Raw genomic sequence first — 17,312 nt, 5'->3', positions numbered from 1 at the left:
GTGTAAAGTATTTTCATTTTTAAAAGCAGATACTCTCTATCTACTATTAAAATAAAGTACTGTTTGCTTATAAATTTGCAATACTATCCAGTTCTTGTTTCAAAGGAGTTATTTGTTGTAAGAACCTATTTTTATTTGCACCAGTCATGGGCTCGCCAGTTGGCAATTTAAGTCTTAAAGCATCAACCTGAACACCATTTTTCCAGAAACGATAACATACGTGAGGACCAGTTGCAAGACCAGTGCTACCCACTAAGCCAATAACTTGTCCTTGAGTAACTCTTTGTCCGCGTCTCACAAGAATTTTAGACATATGTAAGTACTGAGTAGAAAACGTTCCATTGTGTTTGACTTTTACAAAGTTTCCGTTTCCAGCAGAATAACCACTTTGCTCAACCACTCCTCCTGCTGTAGTTGTAATAGGTGTTCCCCTTGGCGCAGCATAGTCCGTACCTTTATGTGCTTTCCAGCGATGCTGAACAGGATGAAATCTACTAGATGAAAAACGAGAAGATATTCGACTAAACTTTATTGGAGATTTGAGAAAGAAATTTTTTAATGTCTTACCCTGTTCGTCATAATAATCTACTTTACCTGATTCTGGATTTTGTGCAAAAGGAAATGCATAAATAAACTTTCCTTTGTATTCAAAAAAAGAAGCCTCAAGTTCCTCCACTCCATCATAAATAGAATCATTGATATACCTTTCCGTAAATGTCAATGCAAAACGATCCCCTTTTTTCAATTTCATAAAATCTATAGAGTACGCATAAATCTTAGTGATTTTACTAGCCAAAGCACCTTCTATTTTAGCATTCCCTAACGTTTCTGATAAAGATTCTTTCAAGACGCCACCTATTGTTCGTCTTTTAATAGTTATGGGTTTTACTTTTTTATACACCGCAATTGCAGTATCCCTAAAATCTACAACATAATAACTCAAATTATCAGGTTGATAAATAAAAACCTGAAGATCATTAGTTTTATTTTTAGATCTAAGAATGGTATAAGGCTTGTTTAGCCGAATTGTTTTGACATTAAAACTATCTTTAACTTTTGCTATAATATCATAAACTTGTCGTTTTCCAATATTTTGACTCTCCAGCAAAGTCCCAAAGGTATCGCCATTACCTATGGTATCTTGCACCACATTAAAATCAGCATAAACAAAACCAAACTCACTTTTTTTAGGTTTGATTTTATTCTTTGCGCTATAAACTTTAGGTTCCTCTTGTTTGCATGACACTATTAATATTAGCACAGCAATTATTGTGAATATTTTTTTCAAACTATGTGTTTACGTTCAACTTACACCTCAACTCCCCAGTTATCTAATTCTTGGCTACTCCATAATTCCGGAAAAAAAATTCTTTTTTGGTATTTAGGATGCATGTATTTTTTCCAGTCGCTTCCCCCAGTTGCTTCACCATCTCCTTGACCGCTTTGATCAATATATTTCTTAGCCGTGTTTAAATGCTGCATCACCCAGGTTATATTAACCGTATAATCATAGTGTCTCATAGCTTTGATCAACTCTGGATTTTGCTGATCTAACTCTGGCAACTGTTTGAATTTTTGCCAAATATTAATCGTATTGTATTCCTCCATGTAGGCCAGAAATTCTTTCTTGTATTTCTTTTCGAATTCATCTAGCAAATAGGTTTTTTTGCCCGTGTGATAATCCTTGCCTGCTGCTTGCCAATACAAATGTTCTAGTGCATGCTCATAAGGCGTATCTCTATCTATTGTTCCTCTAAATCTATTGTCAATAAGATTAATTAAATCAGTAGATGAAAATTCAATTAATCTATATTGCGCACTTTGAAAACCACTGGCAGGAGTTAATGTATTTCTAAACTTCATGTACTGATCCACCTCCATACCGTCACCCATAATACCGAAAGAGGTTGTAAGCATGTCAAAATACCTGCTAATTCTCATGACTCTTTCAGTGAAAAATTCAGCATTAATAGCTGGCTGATAAGCAATTTGCTTGATTTCCCAAAGAATCATTTTAAAGATTAACTCATTAACTTGGTGGTACATGATGAATACCATTTCATCAGGAAGGGTGGTGCGCTGTGTTTGAAGACCTAGTAAGGCATCTGTTTGAATATAATCCCAATAGGTTATAGGTTTAGACCAAAGCAAACCTTCAAGTTGGGTTTCTACTTTTTGATTAATAGCCTGATATTTTTGCTCAATTTCTTTTAAAATAGTTTCAGAAACCTCTGTATTACTCATTATTTTTTTAATTTAAATGGGCTTTTTAACCCTTTATAAGCATCTAGATCTGCTTTTATAGATCCTACAGCTAAACTAGCTTTTATGCGTAATGGCACTTTATTGTTGTCGTCTGATATCCAGACCGTAACACTTTCTTGCTCCTTAAACACACGTCCTGATTGTACTAATGGACGAAATATCATAGTGGAAACAACGCCAAATTTAGTGGATATATTTTCACGACCTATAAATTTAAGCTTGAATTTTGTGGTTTCATCATCAAAAAACATGTCTACAGCTATAGATTCACCAACATTTAACTTATCAATATTAGGATGATTCCTAAGGTAGTAAAATGTTGATAATATATCCTGAGTATTTTTCGGAATGTAAAGTGCCTTTTCTGTTTTATGTTTGTAATCTTTTACAACTACTTTATTTGAGGATTGATTGAAAAAACCTTCTTGATTTTTTGTGTATCCTCCTTCGTCAATTTTTCTAACAAACTGGTATGGATTTCTTGTTTCTTTATCAATATAGCTTTCGTATAAATCATCTACTTTAAAGAAAAATCGTGACATACCTGTAGTGTAGCCTTTCCCAACAATATGAAACGTTTTTTTATTGTTTAGATTAGCATCTTTTACTTCAAGAGTAGCATAACCCGCATTGACAATGCCGTAGTGAATTCTGAATTTAAAAAACTCTCCTACTGCGTAGGCATCCTCTTGGGGTGAGGAAAAACCAAAGGTGATACCAATGATACAGAGTACAAGTAATTTTTTCATTTCTTAGTTTATAAATTTATACCTGTATTACAATTTTTATTCCAAATATATTAAAACAAAAAAACTCAGTCAAATAATGACTGAGTTTTTATGCTATTAACTAACCAAAAAACTATAAACTATGAAATTTATATGAAATCAGGAAGGAAACCACCCCTTCCCTTTTTGCGAGTGCAAAGGTAGCTAACAAATCCAGTTATATTTACAAAAAATAAAGTTTAACACAACATTTAATAAAAAATAGGTCGTTGAATGGTTATTTTTTCACAATATGTAAAAATAATTAACTTTTACAACGTTCCTCGTAATTGCTGTTCTCTTTCAATTGACTCAAACAAGGCTTTAAAGTTTCCAGCACCAAAACCTTTGGCTCCCATACGTTGAATAATCTCAAAAAACAAAGTTGGCCTATCTTGAACAGGTTTAGTAAAAATTTGCAACAAATAGCCATCTTCATCAGCATCGACCATGATGGCTAATTTTTCAATTTCGTTGATATCTTCTTTCATCATACCCATGTGCGCACCTAAACGCTCTGGAATTGCTTCATAATAAGTATGTGGCGGAGCTGATAAAAACTCTACACCTCTTGCTTTTAATTGACTTACTGTTTTAATAATATCATCTGTTGCAATGGCAATATGTTGTATTCCTGGCCCACCATAAAAATCTAAATACTCCTCAATTTGTGATTTCTTTTTCCCTTCGGCAGGTTCATTGATAGGGAATTTAATTCTTCCGTTTCCGTTTGACATTACCTTACTCATCAAGGCTGAATATTCGGTATTGATTTGTTTGTCATCAAATGAAAGAAAGTTTACAAATCCCATCACTTCTTCGTAGAATTTTACCCAAGTATTCATCTCGTTCCAACCCACATTTCCTACCATGTGATCTATGTATTTAAGACCTGTTGGCTCCGGGTTATAATCTGATTTCCATTCTTTGTATCCTGGCAAGAAAATCCCGTTGTAATTTTTTCTTTCTACAAAAATGTGAACCGTTTCACCGTAAGTATAAATCCCTGAGCGAACTACTTGACCAAACTCATCTTCTTCGATAGTTGGCTCCATAAAAGAGCGTGCACCGCGTTTCATGGTTTCTTCGTAAGCACTTGTAGCATCTTCAACCCATAATGCTGCTACTTTTACACCGTCACCATGTTTTTTTAAATGATCATGTAAAGGTGAATCTTGCGTTAATGGCGTAGTTAAAACAATTCGGATTTTATCTTGTTTTAATACATAAGATGTTCTGTCTTTTACACCCGTTTCTAAACCAGCGTAAGCTAATGATTGATATCCAAAAGCTGTCTTGTAATAATGAGCAGATTGTTTAGCATTACCTACATAAAACTCTACGTAATCTGTTCCTAAAAGAGGCAAGAAATCTTGTGCTCCTTCAAATATTTTTTCTAGTCCGTATTCTACTGATTTTACTTCTTTTGACATGGTATTTATTTGTTTTTGAATTCTTCTTTAGATGTTATCAAATAAAAGAATCTATTTGTTGTTTTATTAAAATGGTTTTGAATGTTGAACTCCTAGCCCTGATGGAAGCGGCATCCTTTTTCTAGTCTCGTTTTTTTAACGAGACCAGAAAAAGATATAGCGTACAGCAGGAAATAGCTCCTGAAATCCAAGGTGAAAACTTATTTATTCAACCCAAGATTTATAATATTGACCGTCGTCTAGACCCATGGCCTCCTCAGTAACCATTAAGGGACGGAAAGTATCTACCATTACGGCTAACTCTTCGGTACCGGTGTGTCCAATGCTGCGCTCCATTGCTCCTGGTGCAGGACCGTGCGGAATGCCTTTTGGATGGAGCGTTATGTGTCCTTGCTCTATGTTGTTGCGGCTCATAAAATCACCATCTACGTAATACAAGACCTCATCACTATCAATATTACTATGGTTGTAAGGCGCCGGAATTGATTTTGGATGGTAATCGTACAATCTAGGTACAAATGAACATACTACAAAAGTGGCAGTTTCAAAAGTTTGATGTACCGGCGGCGGTTGGTGTACTCGTCCTGTAATAGGCTCGAAATTATGAATGCTAAAACCGTATGGGAAATTATAACCGTCCCAACCGATAACATCAAAAGGATGTGTGGCATAAACCACTTCATGCATCATGCCTTCTTTTTTGATTTTGATAAGGAAATCTCCTTTTTCGTCATGCGTTTCTAGTTCGCTTGGCAAAATAAAATCACGCTCACAAAAAGGAGAATGCTCTAAGTGCTGACCCGATTCGTTTTTATAGCGTTTTGGAGTATAAAATGGAGCAAATGATTCTACGTAAAACAAACGGTTGTCTTCAGTGTCAAATTCAATTTGGTATATAATTCCGCGCGGGATAATAAGATAATCACCGTACTCAAAAGGAATGTTTCCTAACATTGTACGCAATTTTCCTTTTCCTTTGTGTATGAAAATCATTTCATCGGCATCGGCATTTTTATAGAAATACGTTGTTAAAGATTTTTTGGGCGCTGCCAGACCGATGGTACAGTCTTTATTGACTAATAACGCTTTGCGGCTGTCTAGAAAATCGTCTTCGGGTTTTAGTTCAAAACCTTTTAGCAATAACGATTTGATGTTTTTACCAATGGCAATTTTTGGCTCAACCGAATATGATTTGAGAATTTCTTTAACTTGTGTTGGGCGATGCACATGGTATGATAAGGAAGCATGACCATGAAAACCTTCGGTTCCAAACAATTGTTCGTAGTAAAAACCTCCATTCGGTTTTTCGAATTGTACGTGTCTTTTTTGCGGGAAAGTCCCTAGTTTATGATATAGTGGCATAATTTTTTGTTTAAAAAAGTTGTAATTAATTACAGCGGTAACGCTTGGTTTTTTTTCTAAATCAAAAATTGATTCGCTACTCCGGATTTCTCTTGATTAGGAATTGTAAATGTGCTAATAAACCTGTCCAATTTGCTTTCATTATGACAAATATCGTAATTATTTTTGAATTAATTTAAGTTTAAAATAAAAAGCCTATGCTAAACCAGGTAAAACCTTTAGAGAGCTCAGGAGACCATGTATACTTGATTTCTACAGGACCTATGATTGTTTCCATGCCATATCCTAAGGCGTATCCTGAATATTTAGGAATAGAAATCCAATTGACAGTTTCAAAAATTCTGTCGCCAATATTAGCAAAATTTGCCGAAAAATTAAGGTGATTTTTTTTCAAAAACTCATAATCAATAGTAGCTGTAGATTTGATGTAACTATTTCCAGCAACACTCAAATGATCATACCCATATAAATATTTAAAATTATTTATCATATTGAAACCATAGCCACCTAAAATAAAATTGAAAAAAGTAACGCTTTGTTGACCAAAAGAGAAACCAGCATCTGTCTGGAACTTTACGGTAGCATTTTTAAACAAAGAAGCTGCTACCCCAAAATCTCCTTTGGCAATAGAATAAGGTTGAAAACCACCTGTATAGTTTGACGAAGCAACATAGGTTTGAATATCACCCGAGAAATACCAGCCTTTTTTAGGAAAATATTTATTGTCAAAAGAATCGGCTTTTAAGTACCCAAAGAGACTTACGTAATTACTATTATCTATTGTAGGGTCTACGTTAGCCAGTGTTTCTGATTTTATTTTTAAATATTTCAACTCTACACCGCCACCTATTAAAAATTTTTGAACAAATAGGGATTGAAAATAAACTTGATTTGTCAAGTCTGTAAAATCGACATTGATAGAATTGATACTAGGATTACTTGATGTAATTGGGCTTATTTCATTAGACACATTTCTACTAAATTGATTGTAAAAAGACTTGAATCCAAAACTTAAATTAAAACCATTTTCAACATAATAATCTAAGCTGTAACGCACATTATCTCCTAAAACTAGGTCAAAAGAAGCTACGTCATTTTTAAAAATTGCTTTTTTTCGAGTTAGATTGATCAAAACACCGCTTTTGAATAAATCATCATAATGCAGGCCAAATTTCAGATAGGTTTTAGTTGGATTTTCGGTTAGATTTAAGTTTAAATCCAGTTCGTTTTTATTCTTTTCGAGCGAATACGTAATAGCGCTGAAGTTTTGCGTGGCATTAATATTATTTATACCCCTAAGCAAATCTGTAAATGTAGTCTTGGTTCCAGGTTTAAACCTGAGTTTTCCTATTATGTATTCCTTTGTATAATTATCTAGTTTACCTGCATTTATATTTCGGATATTTAGGCTATCAGATATTATTTTAAGACTTGGTTTGGTGAAGCGTTTTGCTGGATTAACAGTGGCATTAATTTTATCTAAAACGAGTGATGCCGCCTCTTCTCCTTTTTTTATGATTTCTTTTCCTTTATCAAATGATACAACTCCGTATTGTGAAATATCTGGTTTGATATAAATATCCGTATTTAAAATGTTTTTTTTGATACGGTCAATAGATTGTAGACTTGTAATTTGCACCAAAATTTTTGTCGCATCTTTTAATTGAGTTCTATCCAGAAGGCCGTCTTGCACATCAACACCAATTATAATATCTGCGCCCATTTTACGCACTTCCTCAATAGGATAATTATTCACCACACCTCCATCTACCAGTATTTTTCCATCAATTTCTACAGGAGCAAATAAGGACGGAAAGGCCGAGCTTGCTATCATAGCTTGTGCAAGATTGCCTTTGTTCAAAACCACTTGCTCACCAGTTTCTATATTTGTTCCTATGCATAAAAAAGGTATGGGTAGTTTTGAAAAATCTTTAATAGTACTTACATTTCTTGTAATTCTACTCAATAAATTATAGTTGTACATCCCTTTTGATAAAGCTTCGGGGATGCCTATTTTCATTTTATTAAAAGGGAGTACTAGCGCATAGGACTCATCATTTCCACGTTCGTAAAAGTTTTTTGAAGATCTAGGAATAAAATCGTTTAATAACTCGTTAAAATTTGTAGTGTGAAAAATAGAGTCTATTTGCTTTGCATTATATCCTGTTGCATAAAGTCCGCCTATTACAGCTCCCATGCTGGTACCGCCTATGTAATCAATTTTAACCCCTGCTTCTTCAAGCACTTTTAAAACTCCAATATGAGCAAAACCTTTAGCACCGCCTCCACTTAAAACCAAACCTATTTTAGGACTTTTTTGCTCTTGTGCAACGGTAGTTTGCAATCCTAATAAAAAAGAAGTTATAAAAAAGAATATTGCCGGAAGTTCTCCTGTAGATATTTGCTTAAAGCCCCAGATAGCAGTGAAAAGCCGAGAGGCAAAAAAAGCTATTTTTTCATAAAAGGAAAGAGCGACCGCAGGAGCTCCTTTGCTTTTATTAGAAAAAAAGCTTTTTTGCGGAGCGCTTGAAACGGATAGCTGGAATTGGCTCATAGAAAAACACTATTTATTGTTGTAAAATTCGGTAATTTTTTTGGCTTTTGAACTACCTACAACGTCTGAAATTTCTTTTTCTGAGGCTAATTTTAATCTTTTAACACTTTTAAAATGTTGAATCAAGGATAACATCGTTTTTTCGCCAATGCCTGGTATGGATTCTATAGATGAATTGAGCGCTGCTTTACTGCGTTTGTCTCTATGATGCGTTATCCCAAAACGGTGGGCTTCGTTACGCAGTTGTTGTATCACTTTTAGCGTTTCGGATTTTTTGTCTAAGTATAACGGAATAGAATCACCAGGATAAAACAACTCTTCCAGCCTTTTGGCAATCCCAATAATGGCTATTTTACCTCGTAATCCTAAATCATCGATACTTTTTAACGCTGACGACAACTGCCCTTTTCCCCCATCAATAATAATTAAATTAGGTAGGGGTTGGTTTTCGTCCAATAGTCGTTTGTAGCGTCTGTAAACCACCTCTGTCATAGAGGCAAAATCATCTGGTCCTTCTACAGTTTTGATGTTAAAATGGCGGTAATCTTTTTTACTTGGTTTTCCATCTTTAAAAACAACACATGCTGATACTGGATTTGTACCTTGAATATTTGAGTTATCAAAACACTCAATATGCCTAGGCTCTACGGGCAATCGCAAATCTTTTTGCATTTGTGCCATAATCCTATTGGTGTGTCTATCTGGATCTACTATTTGTAGTTGTTTGAGTTGTTCTATTCGATAAAACTTAGCGTTACGAATGGATAAATCTAAAATTTGCTTTTTATCCCCAAGTTGTGGAACGGTTATTTTTATGTTTTCACCCAGATCTACTGGAAACGGAACAATTATTTCACGAGATAGTAACTGAAAACGCTCTCTTAATTCGATTATAGCCAATTCGAGTAGCTCTTCGTCAGGTTCATCTAATTTTTTCTTGATTTCCATGGTGTGAGACCTAATAATGGAGCCATGGGATATTTGTAAAAAGTTGACATAGGCAGCCGCCTCATCAGACACAATGGAAAAAACATCAATGTTAGTAATTTTAGGATTTACCACCGTAGAACGCGATTGATAATTTTCTAAAACCTCTATTTTTTCTTTGATTTTTTGCGCCTCCTCAAAATGCATTTCGGCAGCTAAGTTTGTCATGACCCGCTTGAAATCTTTCATGCTCTCCTTAAAGTTTCCTTTGAGTATTTCACGAATGGCATCTACTTGTTTCTGGTAGTTTTCAATAGTTTCATGACCTTCACATGGTCCCATACAATTGCCAATGTGATACTCGAGACATACCTTAAACTTTCCGCTCTCTATATTGTTTTTGCTTAAATCATAATTACAAGTACGCAGCGGGTACAATTCTTTGATGAGTTCTAAAATTGTACTTACTGTTTTGAAACTGGTATACGGTCCAAAATATTCCGATCCATCCTTAACCATCCTACGTGTAGCAAATATGCGCGAGAAAGGTTCTTTCTTTATACACAACCACGGATAACTTTTATCATCACGAAGCAACACATTATACCGTGGCTGTAGCGTTTTAATCAAGTTATTTTCTAACAAAAGTGCATCAGTCTCTGTAGGAACCACAATATGTTTTATGGTCACAATCTTCTTTACCAAAACATTTGTTTTAGCAGTATCGTGAATTTTATTAAAATAGGAAGAAACTCTTTTCTTTAGATTTTTAGCTTTACCTACATACAAAATTTTTCCCTCTTTGTCGTAATATTGGTATACGCCGGGATTGTCTGGTAAGGTTTGTATTTGTAGGGCTAGAGCTGTTGGATTCATGTAACAAAGTTAACTTCTAAAATTACGAAATACAAATCAATGCTAGCGAATTGTTTCTTGCAAAATATTTAGCCTAATTCTTGGTTGTAATTCGTTATTATGCTTATTTTTATATTTTCAAGAACTTATGATAAAAAGCAATACTACTCCTATTGTGCTTTTTGGCGAAAGCATATATCCTGGCGAAAGCAAAACAATAAATGTTGAAATTGCCCGACTGCACACTACTACTAAATTAAACATTCCCGTTATTGTAAAACGTTCAAAACTAGAAGGTCCTGTAGTGTTATTCTCTGCTGGAATTCATGGAGACGAAATAAATGGTGTAGAAATTGTACGGCAACTTATTCATGAAAAAATAAACAAACCTAAAAGAGGTACTATAATTTGTATTCCTATTATTAACGTGTACGGATTTGTTAATAAATCCAGAGAATTCCCAGACGGCAGGGATTTAAACCGTGTTTTTCCCGGAAGTAAAACGGGTTCTTTAGCCAGCCGATTTGCCTATCACATTCTAACCGAAATCATGCCCGTTGTGCAATACGCTGTTGATTTTCATGCTGGCGGAGCGAGTCGTTTTAACGCACCACAAATTAGAATAGCACACAATAATGCTGATTTAAAAATTCTTGCCGATGTTTTTAATGCCCCATTCACCTTATATTCTAGAAACATTGCTGGTTCGTTTAGGAGTTCCAGTGAAAAAATGAATGTCAAAATGCTACTTTTTGAAGGCGGAAAATCATTAGATATTAATAAAGATATCGCTAAAGAAGGTTTAAATGGAGCTAAGAGACTGCTTAAACATCTTGACATGCTCGATTTAAAACATACAGCAGAACAACAACAATCCAACACCATTTATATTGAAAAATCAGGCTGGATACGTGCCAAATGTTCTGGTTTATTACATGATTATAATTCAATAGGTAAATTTGTAAAAAAAGGAACCATTCTTGCCTCCATAACTGATCCCTACGGAAAGTTTGAACGAAAAGTAAAAGCCCCAAACGACGGTTATATTATCAATGCCAATCATTCCCCGATTGTTTACGAAGGTGACGCTATATACCACTTATCGAATGCATCAGGCGAAGAAGGAGAATAAATTATTAAAATGAATAAGACAGAGTTACGACAAAAATACAAAGCCTTACGAAATTCTTTATCTGAAAATGAAATAGAGGAAATGAGTTTGGCTGTTGCCAATAAAATAATCAAACTTCCTATTTGGGAGAAAAACTACTTCCATATTTTTTTACCCATAACAGAACAAAAAGAGGTAAATACCGAATTCATTCTTCATTTATTATCAGGAAAAGACAAGGAAATTATTGTGTCCAAAGCTGATTTTGAAACTCGAAAAATGACGCATTTTTTACTGACAGACAATACTAAAATTAAGAAAAACGAATATAACATTCCAGAACCTGTGGATGGAATTGAAGTTCCCTCAACAAAAATTGACGTTGTTTTTGTACCGCTATTAGCATTTGATAAAAGCGGGCATCGCGTGGGCTACGGAAAAGGATTTTATGATAAATTTCTCTCTGAATGCAAACCAGATGTAATCAAGATTGGACTGTCTTTTTTTGAACCTGAAGAAGCAATTGAAGGTGTTTTTGAAGATGATATTGCTTTGAATTACGTGGTGACACCCACAACTGCTTACAAATATATCTAAACTACTAAGACCTTTAAGCAAATTAAGAGTTTTCAAAACTTAATTTTCTTAAAGGTCTTAAAAGTTTATTTTTTCATTCCAACTACCAGCCTAAAATAAGATCATTGTACTTAATGACAGTCCTATTTTTAACTGTTATGAAATGCTTTTTTATTGAAAAAAATTAAGATTCCCACTCCGGTTGAAATGGCCATATCAGCAACATTGAAAATAGCGTTGAAAAAAGTAAATTCTTTTCCGCCCCAAATTGGCAACCAATCAGGCAAATTTCCGTGCCAAAAAGGGAAATAAAGCATGTCTACTACTTTTCCATGAAACCAAGTTCCATACGGTTGATCCGAAAACATAGTAGCCAATTGTTGTTGACTGTCATTAAAAATAACACCGTAAAAAACAGAATCAATAATGTTACCGAAAGCACCAACAAGAATTAAAGAAATAGCAACAATCAAATAATTTGAACTCTTCTTTTTTACCGAATCCCACAACCAATAGCCTATACCACCAACAGCACCAATTCTAAAAAGAGTTAAAAACAATTTTCCATATGCTCCTGGAATTTGAACTCCCCAAGCCATCCCTTCATTTTCAATGAATAGAATTTTGAACCAATTGAACACTTTTACTTCTTCCCCTAAAACAAAATTAGTTTTAATGTAGATTTTAGAAGCCTGATCAACAATCAATAAGATAAAAATAAGAAGATACGCTTTTCGTAATGACATTTTATAAATTTTAATGGCGCAAAAATAACAATTTAATCAAAAAAAACGCTCCCAATGGAGCGTTAAATCTTGTTTAACAAGAGGTTTATCGTTGCAAGTTCTTTGCTTCAATACTCATTGTTGCATGAGGAACAATTTTCAATCTTTCTTTCCCGATTAATTTACCAGTTACTTTACAAACTCCATAAGTCTTATTTTCAACACGGAAAAGTGCGTTTTTTAAATCTCGGATAAATTTCTCCTGACGAATTGCCAATTGTGAATTTGCTTCTTTAGACATAGTTTCGCTTCCTTCTTCAAAAGCTTTGAATGTAGGCGAAGTATCATCTGTTCCGTTATTTAAATCATTCATGTAAGCACTTTTGATCAAATCTAAATCAGCTTGTGCTTTTTGAATTTTATTGAGTATTAACTCTTTGAACTCTGCTAAATCAGCGTCAGAGTATCGTGTAGCTTCATCTACCATCGTATTTTATTTTGAAATTAATATCATTGTTTTTATCTCGTCAAATTCTATTTCTGTACCTTCTTTTAAATCATCTACAAAAACTAAATCGTGCGTTAATGTTTCTGATTTTATGTATGCTTCATTTTTCAAGATGGCCTCTTCTAAAATTCCATTTCGCTTTAATTGTACTTTAATCGTATCCGTTACTTCAAATCCTGAATCTTTACGGATATTTTGAATTCTGTTTACTAATTCTCTAGCAATCCCTTCTTGTCTTAATTCGTCTGATATTTTAATGTCAAGTGCAACAGTAATTCCATTCGAATTTGCTACTAACCAGCCCTCAATATCTTGCGAAGTAATCTCCACATCTTCTAAAGTTAAAGTTACGGAATTTCCTGCAATTACAATATCGAGACTTCCTTCTTTATCTAACTGGGCAATTTGCTCTTTAGAAAAACCTTGTATCTCTTTGGAAATCAATCCCATATCTTTACCAAAACGAGGCCCAAGTGCCTTAAAATTTGGTTTAATTTGCTTCACCAAAACTCCTGATGCATCGTCAAGAAGTACAATTTCCTTCACGTTTACCTCTGCTTTTATAAGGTCAGATACGGCCTCAATTTCAGCTCTTTGATTATCGTCAAGTACTGGAATCATTACCTTTTGCAAAGGTTGACGTACCTTAATCATTTCCTTTTTACGTAGTGATAAAACTAAGGATGAAATGGTTTGTGCCTTCTGCATTTTACTCTCTAACGACTTATTAACAAAGTTTTCAACGTATTTTGGAAACTCCGCCAAATGTACACTCTCGAACGATTCAGATTGTGTTGCTTGCGTTAAATCTCTGTAAAGTTTATCCATGAAAAATGGAGCAATAGCTGCACCTAGTTTACTTACCGTTAACAAACAGGTATATAATGTTTGATAAGCAGCAATTTTATCCTGTGCATACTCGCCTTTCCAGAAACGTCTTCTGCACAAACGAACGTACCAGTTACTCAAGTTTTCCTGAACAAATTCAGATATGGCTCTTGCTGCTTTAGTAGGCTCATAATCGGCATAAAAGCCATCCACTTCCTTAACTAAAGTATTCAATTCAGAAATAATCCATTGATCAATTTCTGGTCGCTCTTGTACAGGAATCTCCGCTTCAGCATATGTAAAACCATCAATATTAGCATACAAGCTAAAGAAGGAATAGGTATTGTATAAAGTACCAAAGAATTTTCTTCGTACCTCAGCAATTCCCTCTAAGTCAAATTTCAAGTTATCCCAAGGATTAGCATTTGAGATCATGTACCAGCGCGTAGCATCTGGTCCGTACTCTTTTAAAGTTTCAAAAGGGTCGGCAGCATTGCCTAAACGTTTGGACATTTTTTGTCCGTTTTTATCTAAAACCAATCCGTTTGAAACTACATTTTTATAGGCCACTTTATCAAAAACCAAAGTACCAATAGCGTGTAAGGTATAAAACCATCCACGGGTTTGATCCACACCTTCAGCAATAAAATCAGCTGGAAAATCTTGGTTTTGATCTATTTTTTCTTTGTTTTCAAAAGGATAATGCCATTGTGCATAAGGCATAGAACCTGAATCGAACCAAACATCAATTAAGTCGGTTTCGCGTGTCATTGGTTTACCCGAAGCCGAAACCAACGTAATTTCATCAACTACATTTTTATGTAAATCAATCAAATCATAGTTTTCCTCGCTCATGTTTCCGATTTCAAACCCATTAAAAGGATTTTCTTTTTGAAAACCAGCAGCGATAGATTTTTCTATTTCGTTGTATAATTCTTCAACAGAACCGATTAAAACTTCCTCTAGTTTATCCTCAGTTCTCCAAATTGGTAATGGGATTCCCCAATATCTAGAGCGGGATAAATTCCAGTCGTTAGCGTTTTTCAACCAGTTTCCAAAACGACCTTCACCAGTTGCTTTTGGCTTCCAGTTGATGGTTTCGTTTAGATCAAACATTCTGTCTTTAACTTCTGATATTTTGATAAACCAAGAATCCAAAGGATAGTATAAAATAGGCTTGTCTGTTCTCCAGCAATGTGGGTAACTGTGCACGTATTTCTCTACTTTAAAAGCTTTGTTTTCTTCCTTTAATTGAATCGCAATTTCTACATCAACGGAACGCTCTGGAGCTTCACCTTCGTTGTAATATTCGTTTTTCACATACTTGCCCGAGTAACTACCAAGTCCTTGTACAAAACGTCCTTGCAAGTCTACTAATGGAACCGGAATTCCATTTTCATCAAGCACTAATAATGGCGGCACTTCTGGTGTAGCTTCTTTGGCTACTTTGGCATCATCAGCACCAAAAGTTGGCGAAGTATGAACAATTCCAGTACCATCTTCGGTAGTAACAAAATCTCCTAAAATCACTCTAAAAGCGTTTTCAGCATTTTGATACGGCAGTACCAATGGCATTAATTGTTCGTATTGGATGTTGACTAAATCGGCTCCTTTACACGTTGCGGTAATAAAGAATGGGATTTTTTTATCGTCTTCTTTGTAATTAAGTAATTCACTTTCCTCTTGTACTTCTGTATATTTTCCAACAAATTGTTTGTTTACCAATGCCTTTGCTAAAATTACATTGACAGGTTTAAACGTATATTGATTGTAGGTACTTACTACAACATAGTCAATTTTAGGACCAACGGTAAGCGCGGTATTACTTGGTAAAGTCCAAGGTGTAGTGGTCCAAGCTAGGAAAAAAGTATCTTCAAAAAGATGACCTATTTCAAAAATGCGTTGCAAGTCTGACAGGCTTTCTGCAAGAACTTTAAATTGTGCCACAACTGTAGTATCCGTTACATCGCGGTAACTTCCTGGCTGATTCACCTCATGTGAGGACAATCCTGTTCCTGCTTTTGGAGAATACGGCTGAATGGTGTATCCTTTGTACATCAAATCCTTGTTGTAGATTTGCTTTAAAATCCACCAAACGGTTTCCATGTATTTTGGTTTGTAGGTCACATACGGATCTTCCATATCAACCCAATATCCCATTTTTTCGGTCAAATCATTCCATACATCCGTGTAGCGCATAACTGTTCTTTTACACGCTTCGTTGTATTCTTCAATAGAAATGGTTTTTCCAATATCTTCTTTTGTAATTCCAAGTTCTTTCTCGGTACCTAATTCTACAGGTAAACCGTGCGTATCCCAACCGGCTTTACGCTTTACTTGGAACCCTTTTTGAGTTTTATAACGGCAAAAAATATCTTTAATAGCACGTGCCATCACGTGGTGAATTCCTGGTAATCCATTTGCTGAAGGCGGACCTTCAAAAAATACGAACGGTTGATTGCCTTCGCGAGTGGTTACACTCTTTTCAAATATAGTTTCTTTCTTCCAAAAAGCAAGTACTTCTGACGCCACTGTTGGCAAGTCAAGTCCTTTGTATTCAGTAAATTTTGTGCTCATTTTATCCTTTTCTTTAATCGAAATGCGAAAGTAGTAAATTAAAGTTAAAAGTTGAAAGTCGTAGGTCGAAAGTTACGCTTTAAGCCAAAATCGATTTACTTGCATTTTGACAAAAAAGATAAAAACACTTTTATTCATCTCCTTCTAATTCAAAAAAATCATTGACTGGTTTCCCAAACAATTTTGATAATTTTAGAGCTAAAACAGTTGAAGGCACAAACCGATTGGTCTCGATAGAATTGATAGTTTGCCTAGAAACACCTATTCTTTCTGCTAATTCTTCCTGCGTAATATTCAGAATGGCTCGTTCTATCTTTAGTCTATTCTTCATAATACGCTTTTTTCAACTTGTTGAAAGTTAAAATCTTAATAACTAACAGACATACCAACACAAAAATATCATTATTCTCTTGAATTGTTTGAGTACTAGAAAATAGCAATGTTAAAACAGAAGGTACGAAGAACATACAAAAATGTACGATTACCGTACCAATTACAGCGTAATGATACGATTGCATTCTAATTTTAGCAATTAACTCATCTTCTATTTTCTCTCTTGAAATAGCTATCATAAGTAAACTCAAAATAGCAATCGTATGTGCTATGTTTTGAAGTAAATAATAGTTACTATTTTCAACATATACTCCAACAGCAAAATATGAAATAAATGCAAATACAAAAAGTACTAATCCAACTCTTTTAAATTTATTAGGGAGCAGGAAATTTGTGTATTTATCAATTTTTTCAATACTGCCCTCTTGTTTCATTTTTAGTTCCATAAAGTTTATCGGTTACAGTTTGTTTTTCATAAAGAACAACAAACT

Annotated in this window: 14 protein-coding genes; 2 read left to right on the top strand and 12 right to left on the bottom strand. The window is 34.6% G+C overall.

The annotated features are described in order from the left end of the window. Positions 1 to 67 precede the first annotated feature (67 nt). The 7 genes from FPG59_RS07325 to uvrC all read right to left on the bottom strand — a co-directional run bounded on the left by FPG59_RS07325 (position 68) and on the right by uvrC (position 10,184). Positions 68 to 1,288 (bottom strand): peptidoglycan DD-metalloendopeptidase family protein, encoded by a 1,221-nt coding sequence (locus FPG59_RS07325; RefSeq protein ID WP_086453972.1) that lies wholly within the window; start codon positions 1,286 to 1,288, stop codon positions 68 to 70. 20 nt (positions 1,289 to 1,308) lie between these two features. Then, positions 1,309 to 2,244, bottom strand: a complete 936-nt coding sequence (locus FPG59_RS07320; protein WP_086453971.1) for a tryptophan 2,3-dioxygenase family protein — start codon at positions 2,242 to 2,244, stop codon at positions 1,309 to 1,311. Then, positions 2,244 to 3,014, bottom strand: a complete 771-nt coding sequence (locus FPG59_RS07315) for a DUF3108 domain-containing protein (protein ID WP_086453970.1) — start codon at positions 3,012 to 3,014, stop codon at positions 2,244 to 2,246. Before FPG59_RS07315 ends, FPG59_RS07320 begins: the two co-directional genes overlap by 1 nt. A 290-nt stretch (positions 3,015 to 3,304) precedes the next feature. Next, entirely contained in the window at positions 3,305 to 4,465 is a 1,161-nt protein-coding gene (gene hppD / locus FPG59_RS07310; protein ID WP_086453969.1) for a 4-hydroxyphenylpyruvate dioxygenase, read from the bottom strand. A gap of 204 nt (positions 4,466 to 4,669) precedes the next feature. Beyond that, a complete protein-coding gene (locus FPG59_RS07305) occupies positions 4,670 to 5,827 on the bottom strand; it encodes a homogentisate 1,2-dioxygenase (protein ID WP_086453968.1) in 1,158 nt (385 codons plus the stop codon). Positions 5,828 to 6,008: 181 nt separating this feature from the next. Next, complete coding sequence (locus tag FPG59_RS07300; protein WP_086453967.1) at positions 6,009 to 8,381, bottom strand: patatin-like phospholipase family protein; 2,373 nt, start codon at positions 8,379 to 8,381, stop codon at positions 6,009 to 6,011. A 9-nt stretch (positions 8,382 to 8,390) separates the two neighbouring features. Next, positions 8,391 to 10,184, bottom strand: coding sequence for an excinuclease ABC subunit UvrC (gene uvrC / locus FPG59_RS07295; protein ID WP_086453966.1), 1,794 nt, complete (start codon positions 10,182 to 10,184; stop codon positions 8,391 to 8,393). Positions 10,185 to 10,311: 127 nt separating this feature from the next. Between uvrC and FPG59_RS07290 the strand changes: the two genes are divergently transcribed. Both FPG59_RS07290 and FPG59_RS07285 read left to right on the top strand, forming a co-directional pair. After that, entirely contained in the window at positions 10,312 to 11,295 is a 984-nt protein-coding gene (locus tag FPG59_RS07290) for a succinylglutamate desuccinylase/aspartoacylase family protein (protein WP_086453965.1), read from the top strand. 9 nt (positions 11,296 to 11,304) lie between these two features. Then, the gene (locus tag FPG59_RS07285; RefSeq protein WP_086453964.1) at positions 11,305 to 11,871 is read left to right on the top strand and encodes a 5-formyltetrahydrofolate cyclo-ligase; all 567 of its coding nucleotides are present in this window, start codon (positions 11,305 to 11,307) and stop codon (positions 11,869 to 11,871) included. A gap of 128 nt (positions 11,872 to 11,999) precedes the next feature. On the opposite strand, the gene FPG59_RS07280 is transcribed toward FPG59_RS07285, so the two are convergent. The 5 genes from FPG59_RS07280 to FPG59_RS07260 all read right to left on the bottom strand — a co-directional run bounded on the left by FPG59_RS07280 (position 12,000) and on the right by FPG59_RS07260 (position 17,255). Continuing rightward, positions 12,000 to 12,596 (bottom strand): lipoprotein signal peptidase, encoded by a 597-nt coding sequence (locus FPG59_RS07280; protein ID WP_086453963.1) that lies wholly within the window; start codon positions 12,594 to 12,596, stop codon positions 12,000 to 12,002. Between the two features lie 85 nt (positions 12,597 to 12,681). Continuing rightward, complete coding sequence (locus FPG59_RS07275) at positions 12,682 to 13,062, bottom strand: TraR/DksA C4-type zinc finger protein (protein WP_086453962.1); 381 nt, start codon at positions 13,060 to 13,062, stop codon at positions 12,682 to 12,684. Between the two features lie 6 nt (positions 13,063 to 13,068). Then, complete coding sequence (gene ileS, locus FPG59_RS07270; protein ID WP_086453961.1) at positions 13,069 to 16,488, bottom strand: isoleucine--tRNA ligase; 3,420 nt, start codon at positions 16,486 to 16,488, stop codon at positions 13,069 to 13,071. Positions 16,489 to 16,618: 130 nt separating this feature from the next. Beyond that, a complete protein-coding gene (locus FPG59_RS07265; protein ID WP_086453960.1) occupies positions 16,619 to 16,819 on the bottom strand; it encodes a helix-turn-helix transcriptional regulator in 201 nt (66 codons plus the stop codon). Next, a complete protein-coding gene (locus FPG59_RS07260) occupies positions 16,809 to 17,255 on the bottom strand; it encodes a hypothetical protein (protein WP_140344606.1) in 447 nt (148 codons plus the stop codon). The genes FPG59_RS07265 and FPG59_RS07260 overlap by 11 nt, the downstream gene beginning before the upstream one ends. Positions 17,256 to 17,312: the final 57 nt, after the last annotated feature.

Origin of the sequence: Flavobacterium sp. FPG59 (assembly GCF_002150205.1) — a bacterium.
GTDB lineage: Bacteria > Bacteroidota > Bacteroidia > Flavobacteriales > Flavobacteriaceae > Flavobacterium.
The sequence above is the reverse complement of the archived record's forward strand: the minus strand, read 5'-3'. Positions and strand labels throughout refer to the sequence as shown.

Bases quoted from the DNA above. Each gene is read 5' to 3' on its own strand.
- FPG59_RS07290 (WP_086453965.1), top strand. From the start codon at position 10,312: ATGATAAAAAGCAATACTACTCCTATTGTGCTTTTTGGCGAAAGCATA.
- FPG59_RS07315 (WP_086453970.1), bottom strand. From the start codon at position 3,014: ATGAAAAAATTACTTGTACTCTGTATCATTGGTATCACCTTTGGTTTT.
- FPG59_RS07300 (WP_086453967.1), bottom strand. From the start codon at position 8,381: ATGAGCCAATTCCAGCTATCCGTTTCAAGCGCTCCGCAAAAAAGCTTT.
- uvrC (WP_086453966.1), bottom strand. From the start codon at position 10,184: ATGAATCCAACAGCTCTAGCCCTACAAATACAAACCTTACCAGACAAT.
- FPG59_RS07265 (WP_086453960.1), bottom strand. From the start codon at position 16,819: ATGAAGAATAGACTAAAGATAGAACGAGCCATTCTGAATATTACGCAG.
- hppD (WP_086453969.1), bottom strand. From the start codon at position 4,465: ATGTCAAAAGAAGTAAAATCAGTAGAATACGGACTAGAAAAAATATTT.
- FPG59_RS07320 (WP_086453971.1), bottom strand. From the start codon at position 2,244: ATGAGTAATACAGAGGTTTCTGAAACTATTTTAAAAGAAATTGAGCAA.
- FPG59_RS07285 (WP_086453964.1), top strand. From the start codon at position 11,305: ATGAATAAGACAGAGTTACGACAAAAATACAAAGCCTTACGAAATTCT.
- FPG59_RS07280 (WP_086453963.1), bottom strand. From the start codon at position 12,596: ATGTCATTACGAAAAGCGTATCTTCTTATTTTTATCTTATTGATTGTT.
- FPG59_RS07260 (WP_140344606.1), bottom strand. From the start codon at position 17,255: ATGAAACAAGAGGGCAGTATTGAAAAAATTGATAAATACACAAATTTC.
- FPG59_RS07305 (WP_086453968.1), bottom strand. From the start codon at position 5,827: ATGCCACTATATCATAAACTAGGGACTTTCCCGCAAAAAAGACACGTA.
- FPG59_RS07275 (WP_086453962.1), bottom strand. From the start codon at position 13,062: ATGGTAGATGAAGCTACACGATACTCTGACGCTGATTTAGCAGAGTTC.
- ileS (WP_086453961.1), bottom strand. From the start codon at position 16,488: ATGAGCACAAAATTTACTGAATACAAAGGACTTGACTTGCCAACAGTG.